The following is a 24,126-nucleotide window of genomic DNA, read 5'->3' as shown; positions in this document are numbered from 1 at the left end:
GGGCCCGGGCAGATGCCCGGGCCCTTCCGCTGTCCACCGCCGGGCCCATCGGGTCCACTCGGGTGGTATCAGCCGGGCAGCGTGATCCCGTCGACCTGGTCGATACGCGCGACGACCCGCTCATAGATGTCGGTCAGCATCCGCACCTCGTCGTCGCTGATCACGTCGACGAACAGTTCCCGGACCTTCTCCACGTGCTTGGGCGCGACGGAACCGATCGCCTCGGCCCCCTGTTCGGTCAGCGTGACGATGGTTCCGCGCCCGTCCTCGGCGCACTCGTTCTTGGCGACCAGTCCGCGACCCTCCATGCGCCGGACCTGATGGGACACGCGGCTACGGTCCCAGCCGAGGGCCGCGCCCAGGTCACGGGCGCGGAGTCCACCGCGTTCGGACTCGCTGAGGCTCACCAGCACGGCGTAATCCGACTGCGACATCGCAGCATCCCGCTGTAGCTGGCGCTCGACTGCGAGGTCGAGCAGCTGATTCATGTCTCGGTACCTACGCCACATGCGCTGCTCTTCATCGTTCAACCAGCGTGTCTCGCTCATACGACCATTCAAGCACGGGCAGGGGCCGGTACCGGCGTCAGGCACCGCCGCGCGGACGGGGTCAGATAGCGGTGTTCACTCCGTAGTCTGACCGGATCGACGCATCACATGGGTACGCGCGCCACCGATCCCTGCGAACCTCGCCCGGTCACAGGTGAGCACGATGACCTGGGAGGTCGTCGCAGCCGCGGCGATAACGGCCCCCATGGTCAGCCTGCGTGTGGGGTCGGTGTAACCCATCGTGTCGTCCAGGAACACCGGAACCCCGTCCGTGCCGACGAGGCGGGCACAGGCGATCCGGACGATGACCGCCAACTGTTCCCTGGCGCCGCCGGACAGCGAGTCGTAGTTCACGGTGACGCCGCCGATCCTGCGCGAGAGGATCGTCAGATCGTCGCCGAGCCGCACGTCGAACTCCCGGCCGTACACCAGAGCACCGAGCTCTACGACCGCTCGATGAAAGGGCTCCTGGTAGGCGCGCAACGCCTCGGAACGGCGCGCGGTCAGGGTGCGGTGCAGCAGATCTGCTGCGCGGGCGCGACGCCACAGGGCGCCATTCTCCCGCTCCGCCTCGTCCAGCTCCCTCTCGGCGGCCGACACATCGCCCAGACGTCCCTGATCACCGATCGCGTTCACCCGCCCCAGCGCGGTGGCCACCGCGCCGGCGGACTCGCGCTCCTCGTTCCGCAGTGTCGCAAGCGACGCCCGGGCGTTCTCCAGCAACTCCGGAGGAGCGTCGGACAGCGCCTCATCGAGAGATGCGCGAGCCGCCCGCGCGGATTCCCGGGCCTCCTCGAGCCTGGCGCGGGTCAGCTCCTCGGCTCCGGCCAGCTCCGCGTCCGCCGTGACCGCGCGGGCCGCGTCGAGGACCCGGGCCCGTTCCTCGAGCCGCGACTCCCCCTCCTCGGCCAGCGCGGTTCGCGTGGCGTACACCGTGCGGATGGTCTCCGCCTCGGTCGCCGCTGCGCGATCCTCCGCCCGCCGCGAGGACAGGGTCTCTTCCGCCTGAGCCGCCACGACCACGGGGTCGGACTCCGGGCCTTCGTCCGCAGACGCGCCGGATCCGATGTCCGGCGACGTCCCCTCCGCCGCCCGGTCCTCCACCCCTTCGGGGTCTTCCGCGGCCTCGTCCGCGCCGAGCCGTTCTCGTAGAGCGTCCCTGCGGGCACAGAGATCGTCGAGAGTCTCCCCGCTGAGCAGGTCCGCCCGCCTCCGGCGCAGTGCCTCGACCTGGGCGCGGAGTGCGTCGGCGCGTCGAGCGCGGTCCTCCGCCTCCTCCCGATCCGCCACCCCGAGCTTCCCGAGTAGCGCGGCCAGACGCGCTCGCGCCGAGGTCTCGTCGCGGCGCACGGTGTCCGTATCGCCGGCCGGCACCACGGTCAGCGAGACATCTCCCACCTCGAACACGGTGTCCTCGACGATGCGTTGGGACCATCCGGGATCGGCGTCCCGCGCCTCGCCGGAGACGACGACCTCGCCACTGCCCGCGACTTCGACAGTCGGAGCACTTGCATTGCTGCGCACGACGGCTTCTCGCAGCGTCTCATCAGCAGACCGGATCTCGTCGACCGCGTCGGCCGAGATCTCCACCTCGGAAAGCTGCGTCCCGGTGACCGCCAGGTCGTCGCCGACGGACGTGGCGGTCTCGATGAGCTGCTCGAGTCGCGTGAGCTCGCTACGGCGGTGCTCGCGGTCCCGGGCCTCGCGGGCCTCGTCGAGGTGCGCCCGCGCTCGTGTGAGATCCGCCTCGGCCGCCTCCAATGCCGACCGTGCCGCCTCGGCACGCTCCTCGGCCGGTGCCAGGCGCTCGCCCTCGGTGTCGACGGCGGCGCGAGCATCTGCGGCCCTGCGGCGTTCCCGCTCGACATCCTCCACAAGCGTCGCTCGTTCCCGGGTGCCGCGCACGGCCGCATCGTGTTCGGCGGCCGCCCGATCGACCTCGGTGTCCGCGGCGGAACTGATCTGCCTCCGATCGGCCACCACCAGCCCGGCTGCCTCCAGCCGTGACACCTCCGCCTCCACGGTCCTCAAGGACTCGGTGTGGGCCCGGTGCACCGCCGCCTGCGCGGCATGATCGTCAACAGCGGCGTCCAGCTCGGCATGGCCGGCCCGGGCGGCGAACAGCGCTGTGCGTGCCTCAACCAGCCGGGCCTCCGACCTGGCCAGCTCGCCGGTCGGCTCGCCTCGCCGCGTGGTGAGATAGCGATTGCGTTCCTCCGCGACCCGCGAGATCAGGTTGTCGTCCCCCGTCGGGTCCTCACCACCGGCCGCCGCATCGAGAGCCCGACGCAAGGAGTCCATTCCCCTGGCCGCGTCGACCTGCCCGATCGGCTCGTCCTGGGCGATGCGCAGCGCCCGCCAGAGCGAGCGGTCGACTCGTCGTTCCAGCAGGTCACGTACGTGATCGTGCGCGTCGTCCCCGGACATCGCCTGCCGGGCCGACCCGGGGAACTCCAGGGACGTCCGCTTACCCCGGACGAACTCCTTGCGGTACAGCATCCGTTGGTCGTCGATCGTGAACTCGGCCTCGACCACCACCGGGACATCCCTGCCCACCGGACTGGACGCCTTGACGTCCGCGCGACCGGACGACGCTTTGTGCTCGAGAAGCATGTCGAGCGCATCCATGAGGCTGGTCTTGCCCGACTCGTTGGGCCCCTCGACCACGAGGACCCCACGGTGCGGGACCTCGACCTCCTCACGGGTCACGCCCCGGAAGTCCTCGAGCATCAATCGGTGCAGGATCATCGTGTCCCCCCGTCCACGAATCGGTACAGCAGACTGAGTGCATGTCCGGCGTCCTCGGCCTCCGGACCACCGGCCGAGGCCATCTCCATCAGGTCCGCCACCGCCCGCCCCGCGTACCCGTCGACGAGGTCGGTGAGATCGGTGTCGTCCGCACGCACGACCAGATGGGTGCGCGTCTCGCGCAGATAGGCGCACGCGAACAGCGCCGACCACCGGTCCACCTCCTCGTCGATCCGCGCACGCAGGGCGACCCCGACGGTTCCGGTCAGCCCCAGCTTCAACACCGTGCGGGGCTTGTCCTCGATCGCCTCGATCCGCGTGGCGAGCGCATCCAGGTCCGCGTCCGTGTCGATCTGTGCATTGAGCGCGAGGAATGACCAACGACCGGTCCGCAGGGGTGTCACCGTGGATCCCCCGCGCCGGCCACCGGGGAGCGCGCGCTCGAGCTCGACGAGCAGGGCGTGACCGGAATCCTTCTCCACATCGTCGAAGTCCGTCGTCTCGGGGCTTCCCGAGAACCAGACCCGCTCCCCCGAGCCCACGCGGGTGACCGAATGGCGATCACCGAGAGCCACATAGTCGAGCCGCCCGGAGTCGACGGCCTGCTCGAGCGCGGAGACGGCGATCGCCTCCACCGAGGGCGAGTGCCCGCCGAAGACCTCGTCGGTTCCACCGTGTGCCACCAGGACGCGCAGCGCCGCGGACGGCTCGAGGGATTCCAGCAACGTGGGCAGGCGGGAGGGGTCAGGCCGCTTGGAGGTCCACGGGATACCGACCACCTCGACTCCGGGGAGAACCTCGACCGGGCCGGATCCGTCGAGAACGACGACGGCGCCGCCCTCGACCGCCGACGAGAAGTCCCGACACCGCAGAACCGACGACACATCCAGCGGGTCGTGATTACCCGGCAGCACGAGGACGGGGACGGGGAACGACGCCAACACCTCGGCCGCGCGGAGCACCACGGACCTGGGGACCGCGTTGTCCTCGAACGCGTCACCGGCCACGACGATGAACTGCGCACCGTGCTCCGTGGCGAGATCACCGAGCGATTCCACCGCGGCCAGCCGGTCCGCGGTGTAGACGGCCTGCGACTCGTCACCCAGGAACCTCCTGGTCATGCCGAGCTGCCAGTCGGCCGAGTGGAGGAATCGAACGGTGTCGCCGTCCCGTGGGGTGGTCATGGTCGCATCGTAGGTCGCGGGTACGACAGCGGTCCCGGACGGCTCTGCCGTCAGCGCGATCGGTAGTCGCCGAACGCGTCGAGGAAGTCCTCGAGATCGGCGACCACGCGCAACTGCTCGAGCGGGTCGTTGGTCGCGGCGGCCGCCATCCTTCTGGTGACCGGGGCGTCCAGCAGATCCTCGAGCCCGGCCGGTGCGGGCGAGGGCACCGTCGGCAGTAGCGGGTCACTGCCCCACAGACTCTCCTCCACATCGACACCCACCGTGTCGCCCTCGCCGCCGGGGCCCCTCAGTACAGCGCCCAACTGGTCGGCGCCCAGGCCACGCAACTCGAACATCACCTGAGGCGAGGCATCCCACCACTCGACCATGACGTACGCCGCCGCCAGGACGTGACGACAGGGCCCGGTCTGCACAGGGCAGTGGCACGAGTAGGAGGTCGCGCCGTGGACCGCGGGCAGCAGCAGGAAACCGATCGTGTCCGAAAAATCCCCGGCCAACGCGCCGAGCACCCCGTTCTCCTCCTGCCGAAGGGCCGTGCGGAGTGCGTCCGAGTCCGTCTCGTCCAGTGGCGCGAACGTGAACTCGACCGTGAAGGGCCGGGGTCTGGTGCTCTCGACGTCGCAGCGGACCGTCCGGCCCGAGTGTCCCAGGGACAGGACCTTGTCATTGCGCGCGTCGGTCCGGGCCAGGTGCGCTGCCCCGCGGGAGACCCCGGATTCGAGATCGCTGACCCACCGCCTGGCCCACATGTGCGCGCCGAACGGCCCGGCACGGGAGCGTGCCTCGATTCCCCGTCCGCTCTTCACGGTTCTTCCACCCCCTCATCGGTCAGGGCGACCAGCGCGCCCAGCTCCGCGTCGTCCAGCTCGGTCAACGCTCCGGCCATCGGCCCCAGGGTCAGCTCCGCCAGATCCCGCTTGGCCTCCAGGAGTTCGTCGATGCGATCCTCCACCGTGCCGGGGGCGACCAACGTCCGTACCTGGACCACCCGGGACTGGCCGATGCGGTGGACCCGGTCCGTGGCCTGGTTCTCAACCGCCGGGTTCCACCACCGGTCCAGGTGCACGACGTGGTTGGCCTCGGTCAGGGTCAGACCTGTGCCGCCGGCGCGCAGGGACGCGAGCATCACCGGGGGGCCACCAGGACTCTGGAACCCGCGGACCATCTCGGTCCGGGCCGCGGCGGTGACGCCGCCGTGCAGAAACGGCACCGCCGCGGCGGCCCGACGCTCCAGCATCGGGAGGATGAGGTCCCCGAAAGCCCGGTACTGGGTGAAGAGCAGGACCTTCTCGTCGCTGGCGAGGATCTCGGTCAGCACCTCGTCGAGCGCGGCGAGTTTGCCCGACCTGTGGCGCCCTCCGCGAAGGAGGGCCGAACCGTCGCCGAGATAGTGGGCGGGGTGATTGCAGACCTGCTTGAGTGCCGTGAGCCCGGACAGGATGGCACCCTTCCGAGCGGCGCCCTCCGACTCCTTGACCTGTTCCAGCATGTCCTCGACCACCGCGCGGTACAGGGTCGCCTGCTCGCGCGTCAGAGGAGCGTCCACCCGGATGTGCTGCTTCTCCGGCAGATCGGAGACCACCCGCGGATCCGATTTGAGCCTGCGTAGGACGAACGGCCCCGCGAGCGCCCGGAGCCGGGACGCCGCGGCCTCGTCGCGATGGGACTCGATCGGCACCGCGAACCGCGCGCGGAAGGTACTCGCCGATCCCAGGGCCCCGGGGTTGGCGAACTCCAGGACCGCGCGGAGCTCATCGAGTCGGTTCTCGACCGGCGTGCCGGTGAGCGCGATCCGGTGCTCGGCGGGGATCGCCATGAGCGCCCGTGACACGCCGGTCGACGGATTCTTGATGGTCTGCGCCTCGTCCGCCACGAGTCGGCGCCACGGTACCTCGGACAGCATGTCGACATCCCGGGCAGCGGTGCCGTACGAGGTCAGCACCAGATCGGCTGCTGCGAGCCGCTCGGCCGCCCCCTCGTCACGATCCCGCTCGGGTCCGTGATGGGTCATCACCGACAACTCCGGCGCGAACGTCGACGCCTCTCTGGCCCAGGTGGACAGCAGGGTCAGTGGCGCGACGACCAGGGTCGGGCCGACCCGACCGATCGGCTCGCCGGTCGGGCCCACGGCGCCGACCTCGGAGGCGGTGAGGGCGAGCACCTGCATCGTCTTGCCCAACCCCATGTCGTCCGCGAGGACCGCGCCGGTATCGGCGCGCGAGAGCGCGGTGAGCCAGCGCAACCCCTCGAGTTGGTACGGGCGTAGAGTCGCCCGGAACCAGTCGGGAAGATCGACCACGATCGACGACGACGAGGGGATCCAGTCCAGGGTCGGGGGCGCGTTCACCTCGACGCCCTCGGCCTCCTCGGACATCAGCGCCGCCGCGAGCGCGGGGGCGGTCACCCGGCCGCCCCTGCGCGCGGCGAGGAAACGGGCCGCACGACGCAGTGCTCCGGAATCCGCCCGGACCCACTGCCCGCGAAGTCTGACCAGATCCGACGCGTTGTCCAGGAGCATCTGCACCTCGGTGGCGTCCAGCGGCTCGTCGTCGACGATCATCTCCCAGTTGACATCGCTGAGCTGGTCCACACCGAGCCGCCTACCCGAGTCGACGGTCTCCGTCCCCGGCTCCGACACCACGACACGCACCGCGGTGCGGACCCGCGTCCATGCCCGCGGGAGCAGAACCTCGACGCCCCGGCCTCGCAGGGCCTCCACCCCCTCGTCGACCAGCTCCACCACGAGCTCGGTGGGAAGGAGCAGATCCGGTCCGCCCCGCGCGGGGATCGCCCGTCCCAGCGGGGGCCACGACCGGACGGCCCTCTCGGCGACGTCGCCCACCGCATCCGTGACCACCGAGGGATCCGGCAGCTCGGCGTAGGGGCGGAGCGAATCGGTGCCGGTCCGCACGAGGACCTCGAGGCGCCACAGGACCTCACCCCCGCCCTCGCCCGTGGACGAATCGTCGGAGGTCTCCCCCGCATCGTCGCCGAACTGGGGCTCGACGATGCGGAACACCACTTCCACGTCCCAGGCCGCGGCCGCCCGACCGAACTCCGCCACGGCGCCGGCCAGCGCCTGGCCGCCGGAGGGCACATCCGCTCCGATAATCAGTGCCGTGCCCAGCGCACTGCGGCGATCCCTGGCAAGTGGCGCGAGCGCCGTGCGCGCATGCTGGTCCGTGAGCGCGTCGAGCAGACGATCCAGCTCTTCGCGGCTCGTGACCAGTCCATGACACCGGGACAGGCTCTCCGCGGCCCACGCACTCACGACCGGTGACGCCGCCAGAGACCACCCGGCCACCCAGCCCCCCTCGAAACGACTGAGTTCCGGAACGAGATGCCCCGACCGGACGAAGGCGCCGACACCGGCCGACAACGCGGCCAGGGCCCGTAGCGCCGCGCCCGCCCAGAGCGCTCCGCCCTCTCCGACCCCGGCACCACCGGGACGCCCGGCGCCCACGGGGGGTTCACCGGCCTCGAGGAGCCGACACAGATCGATGGCGGCGCCGACCGAGATGCGGATGCCCGGGACCCGCGCCTCGCGGACCCTGCCCTCGACGGGAACGCGCACGGCGAGCTTGTGGGTGAGCGAATACCGCTCGAGGAACTCGACGACCGCCGCGGGCGCCCCGGCCCGTCCCACCGCCGTCACCGATCCGGCCGGCGCAACGGACCCCGGCCGCCGCAATCCCGTCTCACACCACAGACCGACGGCCCCCGACTGCCACACGGCGTGCAGGCGCGGTTCGGGTGTCTGGGTCACGCCCACATGTAAGCACGCAGGTCCGACATCGGGTCGGCGATGACCCCGGCGACCCCTCGTAGTCCTCCTTTCCACAGGCCCGGCCACCTCCACAGGTCCCGCCCTCTCCGCCCCTCGACGCGCAGGTCGGGCGCGACCGCGCACGGATACTCATCCCGTGGCAGGAAAGCTCCCTCCGATCCCCCGACGAGCACTGGCGTTGTTCGTGCTCACGGCAGCTGTGCTCGCGCTCGTCGTGGTGCTCGGTCAGCCCCGCGGATCCGCCCCCGGGAGCCCGACGCGGGACCGTGTCGCCCCGCTCCTCGACGCGGTCTCCGTGGTCCCTGAACGACCCGCGATACCCGGGTACGAACGGGACTGTTCCGGCGACTCCGCCTGCGTGTTCGGGCCCGCCTGGAGTGACGTGACCGGGGCGCCCGGCGGCGGCAACGGGTGTCCCACCAGGCAGGACGTCCTCGCCCGTGACATCCACACCGGCGCCGGCGCCACGACGGGCGCGTGCGCGGCCCCCTCCGGGGTGTTGGTCGACCCGTACACCGGTCGCACGGTCGACGTGGGCGGGTCAGGCGTGAGGGGAATCCATATCGACCACGTCTTCCCGCTATCGGCCGCCTGGGACCTCGGCGCGTGGGAATGGACCGCACGACGCCGCGCGGAGTTCGCGAACGACATCGACCACAACCTCGTGGCCGTCACCGGGGACGTCAACACCCGCAAGAGCGACTCCACCCCCGCCGACTGGCTGCCACCCGATCCCGCGCGACATTGCTTCTACGCCGCCCGCTACCTCACGGCCGCGATCGCCTACGGGCTGCCCGTGACCGATGCAGACCATGACGCGCTCTCGCGCGCGGTCAGCAGATGCCCGGGGTAACGCCGACGCCCCGGCCCGTGAACGGGCCGGGGCGTCACCGGGGGTCGGAGCTGTCAGTAGCGGTCGCGGCTGCCACCAGAGCGGCCGCGGAATCCGCCGCCACCACCACGGCGGTCGTCGTCCCGGCGCGGACCGCCCCCGCGGCGGTCATCGCCACCCCGGTATCCACCACGGTCGTCGCGTCGGTCATCGAACCTGCCGCCACGGCTGTCACCGCCCCGGTCGTCGCGGTCCCCACGCTGGCCGCGGTATCCGCCACCACCACGCGGCTTACCGCCCCGGTCATCCCGGTACGAGCCCGGTCGGCCCGACGGCGGACCGGAGTCCGGACGGATGTCGATCTCGGCACCGCCGACGACGATCCCCTTCATCGACTCGATCTGATCGGCCGGCAGATCCGCCGGGAGTTCGACGACGGAGTGATCGAAACGGATGGAGATGCGACCGATGTCACCGCCGCGGAGTCCCGCCTCGTTCGCGAGCGCACCCATGATCGAACCGGGCTTGACGTTGTTCCGCTTGCCCACGGCGATCCGGTACTGCGCCATGTCCTTGCCCGACCGCGACGGACGCGGGCCGTCGGAGAAGTCCCGCGCCGGACGATCCCGACGATCATCGCGACGTCCGTCCCGGTGATCATCGTGACGCTCACGGCGCTGCGGCCGCTCGGGCTCACGCATGAGGAACTCGTCGGAGTTGCGGGACTGGGTGGCGAGCGCCGCCGCGATATCCGCCATCGACACCGAATGCTCGGACGCGTAGTCCTCGACGAGTCGACGGAAGAGCGCGAGATTGGAGTCGTCCAGGCTCTCGGTGATCGACTGGGCGAACTTGGCCATCCGCATCTCGTTGACGTCGTCCACGCTCGGCAGCTGGATCTCGGTCAACGGCTGGCGGGTCGCGCGCTCGATCTGCGAGAGCAGACGCCGTTCGCGCGGGGTGACGAACAGCAACGCGTGACCGCTGCGGCCCGCGCGGCCGGTCCGGCCGATCCGGTGGACGTACGACTCGGTGTCGTGCGGGATGTCGTAGTTGACGACGTGGCTGATCCGCGGCACGTCGAGGCCGCGAGCGGCGACGTCGGTGGCCACGAGGATGTCCGTGCGGCCGTCCTTGAGCGCCTCGATCGTCCGCTCACGCAGGTTCTGGGGGATGTCGCCGTTGATCGGGGCGGCGGAGAAGCCACGCGCCCGCAGTCGCTCGGCGAGCTCCTCGGTGGCGGACTTGGTGCGCACGAACATGATCATCGCGTCGAAGTCCTCGACCTCGAGGATCCGGGTCAGCGCATCGAGCTTGTCGCGGTGGTGGACCAGCACATAGCGCTGCTGGATGTTCGGCGCGGTCGAGGTCTTGGACGCGACCTTCACCTCGGCCGGGTTGGTGAGGTAGCGCTGCGAGATCCGTCGGATCGCGGCCGGCATGGTGGCGGAGAAGAGCGCGACCTGCGTCGACTCAGGCGTATCGGAGAGGATCCGCTCGACGTCCTCCTGGAAGCCCATCGCGAGCATCTCGTCCGCCTCGTCCAGGACGAGGTGACGCAGGCCCGACAGATCGAGCGTGCCCTTCTTGAGGTGATCGATGACACGGCCGGGGGTGCCGACGATGATCTGCGCGCCTCGCCGCAGCCCCGAGAGCTGGATGCCGTACGCCTGCCCACCGTAGATCGGCAGCACGTTGACCTGCGGCATGTTCGCCGAATAGGTGACACAGGCCTCGGCGACCTGCAGGGCCAGCTCACGCGTCGGGGCGAGGACGAGTGCCTGCGGGCTCTTCACCGCCGGGTCGATGAGCGAGAGGATCGGCAGCGCGAAGGCCGCGGTCTTGCCCGTGCCGGTCTGGGCCAGTCCGACGACGTCCCGCCCCTCGAGGACCAGTGGAATCGTCGCTTCCTGGATGGCCGAGGGAACCTCGTACCCCACATCCTGGACAGCCTTGGCCACGGCGGGCGCGAGGCCCATGTCGGCGAAGGTGACGCCGGGGGCGTCGTCGCCACCGGCTGGGCTTGCTTCGGTGGACTCGGCCTCGGGGGACCCGGCCGGGGCTGACTCGGAAGATTCGGGCGTGCTGGCGTCGGTGTCGACCTCGTCGCCGGCAGTGGCGGTACGGTCCTCGTCGTTGTTGTTCATGAGGCCTTCCATGCTACGGCGTCGGTGGTCCGATAAGCGAGACGACAGCGCAGGTCACTCCCCCGTCGCGGCAGTGGCCGGGGCTCGGGGCGCCCCTCTCGCGAACAGCCAGGGTATGACCGCGGCCAACAACAGGGCGCCTGATACGGCGAAACCGGTCGTGTACCCCAGAGCGTCGACCACGAGCCCCACCACGATCGGTCCGAGGATCGCTCCGGAGTCGCTGGCCATCTGGAACGTGGCCAGAACCTTGCCGCCTGCCCGGTCCGAGCCGATCACGTCGGCGACAGAGGCCTGCTGCGAGGGGTTGAGGATGCCCGCGCCGATCCCGGCGATCACCGACGCCGCCACCAGGAGGGGCACCGTGTCGCACCACCCCATCACCGCGGTCGAGCCGCCGGAGATCACCAGGCCGGCGATCACCAGCGGCCGACGGCCGTAGCGGTCCGACAGCCAGCCCGCCACGGAGATCACCGACGCGGTGCCGACGGCGAACGACGCCAGTGCGGTTCCCGCGATGCCCGGGCCCGCGTCGAAGTTCGCCGCCGCGAACAGCGGGACGATCGCGACGCGCACACCGAACGACGCCCATCCGTTCACGAAGCTCGAGATGAGCGCGGCACGGTAGCGAGCGTCCGTCAGAGCTTCCCTGACCGGCAACGGCTTCTGTTCCGGGGTCTGGTCGTCGGCGGAACGCCGCCGCCCACCCCGGAGGAAGACCGCCACCACGCCCGTGGCCACGAGCAGAGAGGCGGCGTAGACGAAGAACGGGACGCGCATGCCGAACTCCGCCAGCAGACCACCGAGGACGGGGCCGCCGATATTGCCGATCAGGAAGGCGGTGGCGTAGAGCCCCATGATCCGGCCCCGTGCGCCCGGCGGGGCGAGACGGGTCAGCAGCGCCATGGCCGAGATCGTGAACATCGTCGAACCGAGCCCGCCCAGGCCGCGGAACACCAGGAGCTGCACGTACGACTGGGCGAGCCCGGTAGCGAGGGTCGATACCGCCACGATGAGCAGGCCCGTCATGTACACGCGGCGTTCCCCCAGCCGGTCCACGAGGAGGCCGCCGGCGGGGGCGAAGACGAGACGGAAGAAGGCGAAGGCGCTCACCACGACCGACGCGGCGGTCACCGAGACGTTGAAGCTCGTCGCGAACTGCGGGAGAACCGGAGCGACGAGGCCGTATCCGAGTGCCACCGCGAACGCGGCGGCCACGAGGACCCAGACGTCCGCCGGCAGCCTCGTGCGCTGAGCCTGGTCCGAATCGCTGCCGGGAGTGCCCCTCACGCCGATCGGAGGACGGTGGCCAGCACATCCGCCCCGAAGTGCAACGCGTCGACCGGCACCCGCTCGTCGACGGCGTGGAAGTGTCCGAACACGTCGAAATCGTCCGGTACGCGCAACGGGACGAAGCCGTACCCGGAGATTCCCAGCCGCGCGAGATGCTTGTTGTCCGTACTCGCCGGCAGGAGATACGGCACCACCAGGGCCTCCGGATCCGCCCCGCGGACTGCCTCACGGATCACCTCGACGATCCCGGCGTCCGCGGGCGCGGCGATCGGCGGCTCCCAGATCCACTCGACCTCGACGTCCGGGCCGAGTTCGGTCTCGATCTCGTCGCGGAACGTGTCCTCGCCACCCGGCAACACGCGGCAGTCGATCTCCGCATACGCCTCGGTGGGGATGACGTTGGTCTTGTAGCCCGCGGACAACACCGTCGGCGACGCGGTGTGCGCGAGCGAGGCCGCGACGAGGGGACCGAAGTGCCCGAGTACGTCGAGCCGCTCCGGGAGCTCCGCGACCTCTCCGCTGCCTCCGGCCAACTGTCCGACGGCCGCGGCGAGCGCGGTATTGGCTTCGGTCGGCTCGACCGGGAACTCGCGGGAGGCGACGCGGCTCACCGCGCCGGCGACCGCGGCGACGGCGTTATCGGCCGTCGGACGGGAGGCATGTGCGGCGGTCCCGTGTGCGGTGACCCTGGCCCACGCGACGCCCTTCTCGGCGACGGCGATCGGGTACAGCCGGCGCCCCTGGACAGGAACAGACCAACCGCCGACCTCACTCAGGGCCTCGGTCATGCCGTCGAAGATCTCCGGACGTTCCCGGACGACCCATTTGGCCCCCATGATCCCGGCGGCCTCCTCGTCGGCGAAGAAGGCCAGCAGCAGCGTCCGTCGGGGGACTATGCCCTCACGACGGTAGTGCCGGATCACGGCGAGGGTCATACCGAGCATGTTCTTCATGTCGACGGTCCCCCGGCCGTAGAGCCAGCCGTCCCGGATCTCACCGGCGAACGGCGGTACGGTCCAGTCCTCGGCGACCGCGGGAACGACGTCGACGTGTCCGTGCACGACCAGGCCCCCGGCTTCCGGGTCGGAGCCCTCGACCCGTGCGAACAGACTTCCGCGGCCGGGCACGGATTCCACCAGCTCACTGGTGATCCCGACCTCGTCGAGGTATTCGGCGATCCGACGGCACACGCGCGTCTCACCGTCGCCGATCGTGGCGGGATCGCCGGTGTTCGTCGAATCGATCGAGACCAGGTCCGCGGTGATGGACACCGCCTCGGAGTACAGCCGCTCGCGGGCCTCCTCGGACATCGACTGGCCGACGCTCATCCGAAACACTTCCCTTCGCCACGGTAGGTGGGCCAGCTCTCCACCACGGCTGGCCCCTCAGCAGTGTCGTCCACGACGTGCAGTGTGTCGAACCGCTCGCACAGTTCACCCGCCTTCGCGTGCCGCCACCACGCCCGCTCGCCGATGGCCACCTCGCCCCGCATCGGGGTCTGGACCTCGCCGGCCCCCTCGCGACCGAGGAAACGGAGCCCGCTCGGCGCCGCGGGCACCGGGAGTCGATCCCACCCGGGCACCCCGGAGGCCACGTATCCGCCGTAGAGGAAGGTGGTGAGACCCCGCGCCGGGGTCCGCACCGCCGGCAGCGCGAAGAACAGCGAGGGGCGGGGCGTGAAGGTCCGGTAGTGGTCGAACAGACCCGGGACGTACAGACCGGAACCCGCCGTGACCTCGGTGACCGCGGGGGCCGCGGCGCTCTGCGCGACGGAACCGGAGCCCCCGGAGTTGATGATCTCGGGCGTCGAGCCGGTGAGTCTCTCGATCGTCTCCGCCACGGCCTCGCGGATCGCCACCAGGCGGCGCATCGACAGCCGCTTGACCGGGCCGATCCCACGAACGTTGTCCGGCACCCCGGCGACCTGCGCCTCGTAGAACATCGCGCCCACGACGCGGAAGCCCATGCCCACAGCCTGCCGGACCAATGACTCTACGTCCGTGGAGTCCCGCAACGGCGACCGGCGCACGCCGAGGTGGACGGGGCCCAGGCGGAGCGAACAGTCCACGTCAACGCACACGCGAGCACCGGTCGCGCCGGCGTCACGGGCGATATCGAGTTGTCGGACGTCGTCCACCATCAGCGTGACCGCCGCCAGCGCCCCCTCGTCGCCCGCCAACGCGGTGAGCGCCGCGCGGTCCACAGTCGGATAGCCCAGAAGGACGTCGTCACAGCCGGATTCGACCAGCCACAACGCCTCGGACAGCGAATAAGCCATGATCCCGCTCACCGCGCCGTCGCCCCGGAGGCCCTGTCCGAGCGCCTCTCGCAACACCCCCCGCGACCGCACCGACTTGCTCGCGATCCGGATTCGGGTCCCTGCGGCCCGTCGACGGAGATCCTCGAGGTTCGCCCGCAGGCTCGGCAGATGTAGTGCCGCCAGCGGCGCGTCGAGCTCCGAGGTGGCCGCCTCGAGCGCGGCCGTCACGTCCGACACCGGCGTCATCCCCGGATCACGCGGCGTCCAGGGCCTGCGCGTCGCGCACGACCAGGTCGACGGCATGGTGCAGGAGGGTGTTCGCCTCGTCGTCGTCGCGATAGATCTGCCACCTCTGACCGATACCGACGACGATCGCCAGCACCACCCGGGTGATCTCGTCCAGGCCCATCCCCCACCGCATGCCCGCGGAGGCGGCAGTGCGTTCGAGCACCGAACGGACGATCGCCTCGTTGGATTCCTGCTGATCACGCGCCAGCCCCACCTCGGGCAACCCGTAGGTACGCAGGGAATAGGACACGATCTCGTAGGTGAGGAGCTGCCGGTCCGGCGAGGCGGTGATGACCGCCCAGACCAGGTCGATGGCCTCGTACAGACGCTGCCGCAGCCCGTTCACGCCGCTGACCCCGGAATCGAAGTCCACGCTGACGAACGCGGTGGCCGCCTGGTGGACTTCGGAGTTCACCGCCCCGATCAGTTCGCGCAGAAGTTCTTCCTTATCGGTGTAGCAGTAGTGGACCACGCCGAGCGACACGCCTGCGCGCTCGGCGACGCCCCGGACGGTCACAGCCCCCAGCCCGTCGTGTTCGGCGATCTCCAGGGCGGCCCGGAGAAGTTGCGCACGGCGCTGATCGGCAGGAAGTCGTCTGGTCACCCGTTCATCGTACGACGCCGACGACGACGCTGACAGTGTTAACCGGGACGTCGGACCTTTCCGTCACCACCGTATAGCCGCGGGTCAGGTCCGACGTTCGGTATCACCTACGGCCGCCCGCCGGCGGGTAACCTCAGCATCCATGACGACCCCGGCAGCCCCTTGGACGAACTGGACCGGCAACGTGGTGGCCGACCCGATTCGGCGCACCGCCCCCACGACCGTCGCCGAGGTCACCGCCGCGGTGATCTCCGCGGCGGAATCGGGAACCCGCGTCAAGTGTGTCGGAGCCGGACACTCGTTCACCCCGGCCGCGGCGACGGACGGGGTCCTCATCTCCCTCGACGACCTCACCGGGATCGAGTCCATCGTCCCCACCCGGGGCGCCGACGGCCGGGTGAACGGCGCGGACGTCACCGTCTGGGCCGGGACGCGGCTGCATCGCCTCGGCCCGCTGCTGTGGGACCTCGGGCTCGCACAGCCCAATCTCGGAGACTTCGCCGAGCAGTCCCTCGCGGGCGCGGTCTCGACCGGGACCCACGGCACCGGGTGCCGGGCCCCCGGCCTCCCGGCCACCGTGGTGGGGCTCCAACTCGTCACCGCCGACGGGACCGTGATGTCCTGCTCGCGCGATTCCCACCCCGACGTGTTCGCGGCGGCCCGGCTCGGGATCGGCGCCCTGGGGATCATCACCAAGATGACGATCCGGTGTGTGCCGGCGTTCGCCCTGCACGCCGACGAACGTCCGTGGACGCTCTCCGCCGTCCTGCAGGACATGGAGGGGTTCGCACGCTCGGCCGACCACGCCGAGTTCTACTGGTTCCCCCACACCGACGCGATCAACGTCAAACGCAACACCCGCCTGCCGGGGGACGCGGACCTCAGACCGGTGGGCCGGCTGCAGTCGGCGATCAGCGACGAGTTCCTCTCCAACGAGGGTTTCGAGGCGGTCTGCCGGGCGGCGACGCGGCGTCCCTCGATCACCCCGCGACTGAACCGCTTCACCGCGCGCGCACTCTCCGCACGCACCTTCACGGATCGCAGCTACCGTGTGTTCGCCTCGCCGCGTCGCGTGCGCTTCCGCGAGATGGAGTACGCGGTGCCGATCGCCGCGGCCGGCGCGGTGCTCGGCGACATCCGCGACATGATCGACCGCTCGGGCGTGCTGACCCCGTTCCCGATGGAGGTGCGCTTCGCCGCCGCCGACGACGTGTGGCTCTCGACTGCCCACGGCCGCGAGGTCTGCTACATCGCGGTGCATCAGTACCACCGCATGGACCACACGGAACTGTTCCGGCTCGCCGAGGAGATCTTCCTCGCCGCGGACGGCCGCCCGCACTGGGGGAAGATGCACACCCGCGGCGCCGACGACCTCTCCTCGATGGTCGAACACTTCGACGATTTCGTCGCCGTGCGTGACCGCCTCGACCCGGACCGCGTGTTCGGCAACACCTACACCGAGCGCGTCCTGCCCTGACCACCTGCCCGCACGATTATCGTGCGGGTACGTAGCCTGGTTTCCGTAGCGGGACCCGAACCCGGGACCCGCGGCGCCACCCGCCAGCTCGTACCTCGAGGGAAGAAGGTGAGCCCGTGTCCGACGACGACACTTCCCGGCCCGACGTCTCCGGCCCCGCCGCGGGGGTGGTCACCGCAGCGCTCCGACGAGCGATCAGACTCCAGTCCGGCGCCGCACGCCGGTACGTGCACAAGCTACGCCAGGACCACCCGGACGAGAGTCCGGCACAGATCCGTTCGCGGCTCGATTCGTTGTTCCTCGGCGCCGTCACCGCCTCGGGCGCGGCCGTGGGCGGAACCGCCGCCGTCCCCGGGATCGGCACCATCATCGCCTTCGGCGCGATCGGTGCCGAATCGCTCGTCTTCCTCGAGGCGGCCGCGTTCTACACCCTTGCCGTCGCCGAGGTGCATGGCGTGGACGTCCGCGAAGGCGAGCACGAGGAACTGCTGGTCATGACCGTCATGCTCGGCGCCTCCGGCACCGCCGTCCTGGCCAACGCCGTCGGCTCCGGGGCGGGCTCGGCCTCCCGGGCGTCGCTGGCGAGCAGGGTGCTGCGCGTACCCGGCCTCAAGGAGATCAACTCGAGGATGATGCATCGTTTCGTCCGCAAGTTCGCGGTGAAGCGGGCGGGGTTGGCATTGGGCAAACTCGCCCCGGCCGGCCTGGGCGCGGCCATCGGCGGCTGGGGCAACCGCAAGCTCGGACGGACCGTGGTGGACACCGCCGACGCCACGTTCGGCACTCCCCCACTTTCCTGGTTGGCCGGGTGAACCCCGGGTGACCGAGGCGTGGCATCCCCCTGTCAGGTGAGATCGGAAGGCCCGCTGCGGGCAGAACGTCTAGCCTGAGTGTCATCGCCGTGTGAAACCCACCACAGAACCAGAGAGGCACCACAAGATCGTGAGCAACACCGTCTCACAATTCGGACAGAATCAGTGGCTCGTAGACGAGATGTACGAGCGCTTCGCCAAGGACCCCTCCTCTGTGGATGAGTCCTGGCACGAGTTCTTCAAGGCCAACCCGCAGGCCGCCTCCGCCTCCGGCAGGAACTCGTCCAACGGCACCGCCGCGGCGGGGGGTGACGCGAAGAAGGCGGCTGAGAAGAGCTCGGACCTGACAGTCGACGACGTCACCCCGACCGCCTCCGCCAAGGACGTGGCCGCCAAGCCCGATTCGGACGCCGCTCCGGCCCGCAAGGCCCGCGGCGAGGGCGTACCGGCGCCGGTACGCACCCCGGAGACACGGAACAAGCCCGACGTCCCGGCCCCCTCCAAGTCGACGACCCCCGAGTATTCGCCGCCGGAGGAGCCCGAGACCAAGGTGCTGCGCGGTCCGGCGGGCGCGATCGTCAAGAACATGAACGCCTCGCTGACGCTGCCCACGGCGACATCTGTCCGCGCCGTGCCGGCCAAGCTGATGATCGACAACCGGGTGGTCATCAACAACCACCTCAAGCGCACCCGCGGCGGCAAGATCTCGTTCACCCACCTCATCGGGTACGCCATGGTGCAGGCCATCAAGGCCTACCCGAACATGAACAACCATTTCGAGGAGATCGACGGTAAGCCGAACACCGTCACCCCGACCGGGATCAACCTCGGTCTGGCGATCGACATGAAGACCAAGAACGGCCGCAGCCTCGTCGTGGCCGCGATCAAGAACTGCGAGAAGCTCGACTTCCGTGAATTCCTCGACGCCTACGAGGACATCGTCTCGCGGGCCCGCGTCGGCAAGCTGACGATGGACGACTTCTCCGGTGTCACCATCTCGCTGACCAACCCGGGAGGCATCGGCACCGTGCACTCGGTGCCGCGTCTGACCGTCGGTCAGGGCGCCATCCTCGGCGTGGGTGCGATGGAGTACCCGGCCGAGTTCCAGGGCGCCAGCGAGGAGCAGCTCGCGAACTCCGCGATCGGCAAGATCACCACGCTCACCTCGACCTACGACCACCGCGTCATCCAGGGCGCCGAATCGGGCGAGTTCCTCCGTGAGATCCACCGCCTGCTCATCGACGACGGTTTCTACGACGAGATCTTCGGCGCCCTCGGCATCCCCTACGAGCCGGTCCGCTGGCGCAAGGACATCACCGATCCGCGCGTGGACAAGGACGCCCGCGTCCTCGAGCTGATCGCCGCCTACCGCAACCGCGGTCACCTCATGGCGGACATCGACCCGCTGGACGGCATGCACGCCCAGCGTCGTCGCACGTTCCACCCCGACCTAGACGTGAACTCGCACGAGCTCACCCTGTGGGACCTGGACCGCAAGTTCTCGGTCGGCGGGTTCGTCGGCAAGGACCGGATGCGGCTGCGCGACGTGCTGTCCGCGCTCCGGGCCGCCTACTGCCGCAAGATCGGTATCGAGTACACCCACATCCTGGAGAACGAACAGCGCGGCTGGCTCCAGGACCGCATCGAGGGTGTCGACGACAAGCCGACGGTCGCCGAGCAGAAGTACATCCTGTCCAAGGTCAACGCCGCCGAGGCGTTCGAGACCTTCCTGCAGACCAAGTACGTCGGCCAGAAGCGCTTCTCCCTCGAGGGCGCCGAGTCCGTCATCCCGATGATGGACGCGGTCATCGACGAGGCCGCCGAGTTCGGTCTGGACGAGGTCGTCATCGGCATGCCGCACCGCGGTCGTCTCAACGTGCTGGCCAACATCGTGGGCAAGCCGTACCGGCAGATCTTCACCGAGTTCGAGGGCAACATGGACCCCTCGGCCGCCCACGGCTCGGGCGACGTGAAGTACCACCTCGGCGCCGAGGGCATCCAGTACCAGATGTTCGGCGACAACGAGATCAAGGTCTCGCTGACCGCCAACCCGTCCCATCTCGAGGCCGTCGACCCGGTCCTCGAGGGCATCGTCCGCGCCAAGCACGACCTCATCGAGGACGCCGAGCGGCGTGCCGAGTACCCCGTCGTGCCGCTGATGCTGCACGGCGATGCCGCGTTCGCCGGCCAGGGTGTGGTCGCCGAGACCCTCAACCTCTCGCTCATCGAGGGGTACCGGACCGGCGGCACGATCCACATCGTGGTGAACAACCAGATCGGCTTCACGACCGCCCCCGGGGCCGGTCGCTCCAGCCAGTACTGCACCGACGTGGCCAAGATGGTCGGCGCGCCGATCTTCCACGTCAACGGTGACGATCCGGAGGCGTGTGTCCGCGTCGCCCGCCTGGCGATGGACTTCCGTCAGGAGTTCAAGAAGGACGTCGTCATCGACCTCGTCTGCTACCGCCGTCGCGGCCACAACGAGGCCGACGACCCGTCGATGACGCAGCCGCGGATGTACGAGGTGATCGACGGCAAGAAGAGCGTCCGTCAGTCGTACACCGAGGATCTCGTCGGACGTGGTGACATCACCGAGAAGGAGGCGGAGAACGCTCTCCGCGACTTCCAGGGACAGCTCGAGCGGGTCTTCAACGAGGTCCGCGAGCTCGAGAAGCACCCCGTGACGGCGTCGCAGTCCATCGAGCCCGACCAGCCGCTCCCGCGCGTGGTCACCGCGATCGACGAGTCCGTCGTGCACGCCATCGGTGACTCCTTCGGCAACCTGCCGGAGGGCTTCCACATCCACCCGCGCGTCAAGCCCGTCTACGAGGCCCGCCAGAAGATGGCCTACAACGGCAACATCGACTGGGCGTTCGCGGAGCTGCTCGCCATCGGCTCCCTCACGCTGGAGGGCCGCACGGTCCGTCTCGCCGGCCAGGACTCGCAGCGCGGTACCTTCACCCAGCGGCACGTCATGATCGTCGACAAGACGACCGCCGAGACGTACTCCCCCCTCCAGCATCTGGACGGGGCCGAGGGCCGCTTCGAGGTGTGGAACTCCGCCCTCACCGAGTACGCGGGTCTCGGATTCGAGTACGGCTACTCGGTGGGTGACCCCGAGGCGCTCGTCATGTGGGAGGCCCAGTTCGGCGACTTCGTCAACGGCGCCCAGACCATCATCGACGAGTACATCTCCTCGGGCGAGGCCAAGTGGGGCCAGAAGTCCTCGGTCACGCTGCTGCTGCCGCACGGCCACGAGGGCATGGGCCCGGACCACACGTCCGGACGCATCGAGCGGTTCCTGCAGCTGTGTGCTGAGGGCTCCATGACGGTGGCACAGCCCTCGACCCCGGCGAACTACTTCCACCTCATGCGCCGCCATGCCACCGGCATCAAGCGCCCGCAGGTCGTGTTCACGCCCAAGTCGATGCTGCGCAACAAGAAGGCCGTCAGCGCGGTCGAGGACTTCACCACGGGCAAGTTCCGCTCGGTGCTGGACGACCCCGCGTTCATCGACGGCAACGCCGACGCGAGCAAGGTCACCACGATGCTGCTGGTGTCCGGAAAGCTCTACTACGAGCTGGCCGCGCGTCGCGACAAGGACGAGCGTGACGACGTCGCGATCGTTCGCCTCGAGCAGCTCCACCCGATCCCGCACCGTCGCCTGCGGGAGGCTCTGGACCGCTACCCGAACCTCTCCGAGGTCCGGTGGGTCCAAGAGGAGCCGGCCAACCAGGGTGCCTGGAGCTTCCTCGCCCTCGAGCTGCCGGAGCGGATCGAGAACTTCCCGCGCCTCAAGCGGGTCTCGCGTCGACCCATGGCCGCCACCTCGACCGGACTGAGCAAGGTCCACGCCGTCGAGCAGAAGGCTCTGGTCGACGAAGCATTCGAGTGACCCGTCGCTGAACACCACGAAGGGCCCGTCCGGTGCGGACGGGCCCTTTGTGGTCTCGCGGGGTGAGCGGGACGGCGGAGCCGGCCCCGGCCGGCTCACCCGGAATCGACCCGGGTCAGTAGCCGTGTTCGTTCAGCCAGAAGTCGGCCAGCGCGACCGCCGAAGCCGACCCGAACTCGATCCCCAGTAGGAGTTCACGCACATCGTCTGTCGTCAGCTCACCGCTGATCCGGTTCACCAGAGCGAGTTGGTCCTCCGTGAGCGAGCCCTTGCGGAACACCGGAACCAGATGTTGCGCGGTGATGGCGTTGTCGTCGTCGTCCAACATCACCATGTCCCCCTCGTGGAGGACCGGATCCGACGAGCGCATCCCACCGACCCCGATCTGACCGGAGCGCAGGGCATCGAGCACGACCCGCGGGTTCGGACCGAGCGCCACCTGGCGGGCGAACACGCAATCGTAGATCTGCGAGATCTCCGTGAACAGCTCGCGGTCGGCGAGCATCTCCGCCCGGGCCCCCATCGTGAACTCACCGCACCGCCCCGCCAGATCCGACATCGTGCTGAGCCCGTGCGTCTCGGAGGTGTTGCGCGAGACCACCAGAGCGGGCTTGTCCTCCGCCGGCGCCGGATCGCCCGCGGTGACGCCCTCCGGGAGGGCCGCCATCATCGCCGGGTAGACCTCATCGGCCGCCACCGCCGGCGAGCCGGGGGCGAACTGACGCAGCAGACTCCCGGTGAACCCCACCGTGAACGTGGCCTCGCCGTTCGCCACGGACTCCACGACCTCAGCCCCGGTGCCGGATTGCGGGCGGGGCTGCACACGCCAGCCCTCGCGAATGAGCGCGTTGCCGTAGATGTATCCGATGACCTCGGCCTCGGCGAACGACGCGGTCTCGATCACCACCACCGGGGCGTCCTCGTGCGCCGGGACGATCGACGACTGCGCCTGGCATCCGGACACCGCGACACCCGCGACAACCGCCAGCGCAGCCGTCCGCCACCCGGCTCGTCCCCACGTCCGCCGCATCCGACCACGCCCTTCCTCGCGCCGCCCCCGCGTCGGTGCGGGGCGCCTTCGACAGTCCAGTCTCCCAGCCCAAACTCGGCCACGTCACGCCGAGTCCCCGGCGTGCCGATAATGTCGAGGTCGACCAGCAGAAGGAGGGCCGGTGCCCGCACTCCCCCGTCGTCGCCGTCGCGCGTCCGTTTCCCGCGTGGCGTCATCACAGCTCCACACTCGCACCGATCACGCCGTTGTCGACTGCGGGGTCTACGTGGACGGGGCCCGCACTCCCGGCGAGGTCACCTACCTGGATGCGATCCGCCGGGTCCGGTCCGAGGGCCGGGGGTTCGTCTGGCTCGGTCTGCTCGCGCCGGACGCCCACCAGATGGCCTCCCTGGCGAGCGAGTTCGGAATTCACGAGCTCATCACCGAAGACGCCACCAACGGTGCGCAACGCCCGAAACTGGAGGCCTACGAGGACACTCTCGTCCTCAATCTCGCGGCTGTGAAGTACCTGGCGCACGACACGCTGAACGACGTCAGTGCCATCGTCTCCACCGGCGAGGCGATGGTGATCCTGGGCCGCGATTTCGTGGTGACCGTCCGACACGGCGAGTTCGCGGAGCTGGCCGGGATCCGGAGCGAACTGGAGAAGTCGCCGGACAGGCTCGCCCAGGGACCCGCGAGCGTCATGCATGCCGTCGCCGACCGGATGATCGACAGCTACCTCGAGGTCGCGGACGAGATCCGACAGGATGTCGACGAGCTCGAGACCGCGCTCTTCCAACCCCGGGCCGACGTCGACATCGAACAGATCTATCTACTCAAACGCGAGCTACTGGAGCTCAAGCACAACATCTCCCCGCTGACGCGCCCGCTGCAGAGGCTCTCGCTGGATCATCTGGACCTCGTCCCGCGGGACATCCGGCACTACTTCCGCGATGCGCAGGACCACCACGCGCGGGCGGTGGCCGAGGTGGCGGTCCTCGACGAGCAGATGACCTCGCTGGTGGGTGCCGCGGTGGCCATGGTCGGGGTACGCCAGAACACCGATATGCGCCGGATCTCGGCGTGGGTGGCGATCGCCGCCGTGCCAACCATGATCGCCGGCGTCTATGGCATGAACTTCGAGAACATGCCGGAGCTGAACATCAGCTACGCCTATTTCCTGGTCCTGGCGATCATGGCCGGGATCTGCGTCGGACTGTTCTGGATATTCCGGAAGAACGACTGGCTCTGATC

General features: G+C 69.7%; 16 protein-coding genes. 5 read left to right on the top strand and 11 right to left on the bottom strand.

Annotated elements, in window-relative coordinates; all coding sequences use genetic code 11:
• Positions 1-68: 68 nt before the first annotated feature.
• The 5 genes from ACWIE7_RS02020 to ACWIE7_RS02000 form a co-directional block, all read right to left on the bottom strand.
• Positions 69-548 carry a MarR family winged helix-turn-helix transcriptional regulator gene (locus ACWIE7_RS02020; protein ID WP_452099989.1) on the bottom strand — a complete coding sequence of 160 codons (480 nt, stop codon included), beginning with the start codon at positions 546-548 and terminating at the stop codon, positions 69-71.
• 75 nt (positions 549-623) lie between these two features.
• On the bottom strand, positions 624-3,296 hold the full coding sequence (locus ACWIE7_RS02015) for an AAA family ATPase (RefSeq protein ID WP_454068462.1): 2,673 nt from the start codon (positions 3,294-3,296) through the stop codon (positions 624-626).
• The gene (locus tag ACWIE7_RS02010; protein ID WP_454057465.1) at positions 3,293-4,480 is read right to left on the bottom strand and encodes a metallophosphoesterase family protein; all 1,188 of its coding nucleotides are present in this window, start codon (positions 4,478-4,480) and stop codon (positions 3,293-3,295) included. The genes ACWIE7_RS02015 and ACWIE7_RS02010 overlap by 4 nt, the downstream gene beginning before the upstream one ends.
• 50 nt (positions 4,481-4,530) lie before the next feature.
• Positions 4,531-5,289: a hypothetical protein gene (locus ACWIE7_RS02005; protein WP_452099992.1), complete on the bottom strand. Its 759-nt coding sequence runs from the start codon at positions 5,287-5,289 to the stop codon at positions 4,531-4,533.
• Positions 5,286-8,249: a DEAD/DEAH box helicase gene (locus ACWIE7_RS02000; RefSeq protein ID WP_454068461.1), complete on the bottom strand. Its 2,964-nt coding sequence runs from the start codon at positions 8,247-8,249 to the stop codon at positions 5,286-5,288. The genes ACWIE7_RS02005 and ACWIE7_RS02000 overlap by 4 nt, the downstream gene beginning before the upstream one ends.
• A gap of 157 nt (positions 8,250-8,406) precedes the next feature.
• Here ACWIE7_RS02000 and ACWIE7_RS01995 point away from each other — a divergent pair, with 157 nt between their 5' ends.
• Positions 8,407-9,123, top strand: a complete 717-nt coding sequence (locus ACWIE7_RS01995) for an HNH endonuclease family protein (protein WP_454068460.1) — start codon at positions 8,407-8,409, stop codon at positions 9,121-9,123.
• A 53-nt stretch (positions 9,124-9,176) separates the two neighbouring features.
• Here the strand turns inward: ACWIE7_RS01995 and ACWIE7_RS01990 are convergent, their stop codons facing one another.
• Genes ACWIE7_RS01990 through ACWIE7_RS01970 form a run of 5 tightly spaced genes read right to left on the bottom strand, consistent with a single transcriptional unit; the run spans position 9,177 to position 15,694 of the window.
• A complete protein-coding gene (locus ACWIE7_RS01990) occupies positions 9,177-11,249 on the bottom strand; it encodes a DEAD/DEAH box helicase (protein WP_454068459.1) in 2,073 nt (690 codons plus the stop codon).
• Positions 11,250-11,303: 54 nt separating this feature from the next.
• A complete protein-coding gene (locus ACWIE7_RS01985; RefSeq protein WP_452099996.1) occupies positions 11,304-12,539 on the bottom strand; it encodes an MFS transporter in 1,236 nt (411 codons plus the stop codon).
• A complete protein-coding gene (locus ACWIE7_RS01980) occupies positions 12,536-13,870 on the bottom strand; it encodes a M20/M25/M40 family metallo-hydrolase (RefSeq protein ID WP_452099997.1) in 1,335 nt (444 codons plus the stop codon). Before ACWIE7_RS01980 ends, ACWIE7_RS01985 begins: the two co-directional genes overlap by 4 nt.
• Complete coding sequence (locus ACWIE7_RS01975) at positions 13,867-15,048, bottom strand: amino acid deaminase/aldolase (protein WP_454068472.1); 1,182 nt, start codon at positions 15,046-15,048, stop codon at positions 13,867-13,869. The genes ACWIE7_RS01980 and ACWIE7_RS01975 overlap by 4 nt, the downstream gene beginning before the upstream one ends.
• A gap of 7 nt (positions 15,049-15,055) precedes the next feature.
• Positions 15,056-15,694, bottom strand: coding sequence for a TetR/AcrR family transcriptional regulator (locus ACWIE7_RS01970; RefSeq protein ID WP_452099998.1), 639 nt, complete (start codon positions 15,692-15,694; stop codon positions 15,056-15,058).
• A gap of 142 nt (positions 15,695-15,836) precedes the next feature.
• Between ACWIE7_RS01970 and ACWIE7_RS01965 the strand changes: the two genes are divergently transcribed.
• The 3 genes from ACWIE7_RS01965 (at position 15,837) to ACWIE7_RS01955 (ending at position 21,878) form a co-directional block, all read left to right on the top strand.
• Positions 15,837-17,171 carry a D-arabinono-1,4-lactone oxidase gene (locus ACWIE7_RS01965; protein WP_454068458.1) on the top strand — a complete coding sequence of 445 codons (1,335 nt, stop codon included), beginning with the start codon at positions 15,837-15,839 and terminating at the stop codon, positions 17,169-17,171.
• A gap of 116 nt (positions 17,172-17,287) precedes the next feature.
• Entirely contained in the window at positions 17,288-17,983 is a 696-nt protein-coding gene (locus ACWIE7_RS01960) for a hypothetical protein (RefSeq protein ID WP_454068457.1), read from the top strand.
• Between the two features lie 127 nt (positions 17,984-18,110).
• Positions 18,111-21,878: a multifunctional oxoglutarate decarboxylase/oxoglutarate dehydrogenase thiamine pyrophosphate-binding subunit/dihydrolipoyllysine-residue succinyltransferase subunit gene (locus tag ACWIE7_RS01955; RefSeq protein WP_454068471.1), complete on the top strand. Its 3,768-nt coding sequence runs from the start codon at positions 18,111-18,113 to the stop codon at positions 21,876-21,878.
• A gap of 115 nt (positions 21,879-21,993) precedes the next feature.
• Here ACWIE7_RS01955 and ACWIE7_RS01950 read toward each other — a convergent pair whose 3' ends face one another.
• Positions 21,994-22,842, bottom strand: coding sequence for a glycine betaine ABC transporter substrate-binding protein (locus ACWIE7_RS01950; RefSeq protein ID WP_452100001.1), 849 nt, complete (start codon positions 22,840-22,842; stop codon positions 21,994-21,996).
• A 208-nt stretch (positions 22,843-23,050) separates the two neighbouring features.
• Here ACWIE7_RS01950 and ACWIE7_RS01945 point away from each other — a divergent pair, with 208 nt between their 5' ends.
• Positions 23,051-24,124, top strand: coding sequence for a magnesium and cobalt transport protein CorA (locus tag ACWIE7_RS01945; protein WP_454068456.1), 1,074 nt, complete (start codon positions 23,051-23,053; stop codon positions 24,122-24,124).
• Positions 24,125-24,126: the final 2 nt, after the last annotated feature.

The sequence above is a fragment of the Dietzia sp. NPDC055343 genome, assembly GCF_053645265.1.
Note: the sequence above shows the minus strand (reverse complement) of the source record. Positions and strands in the feature narration are given on the sequence as shown.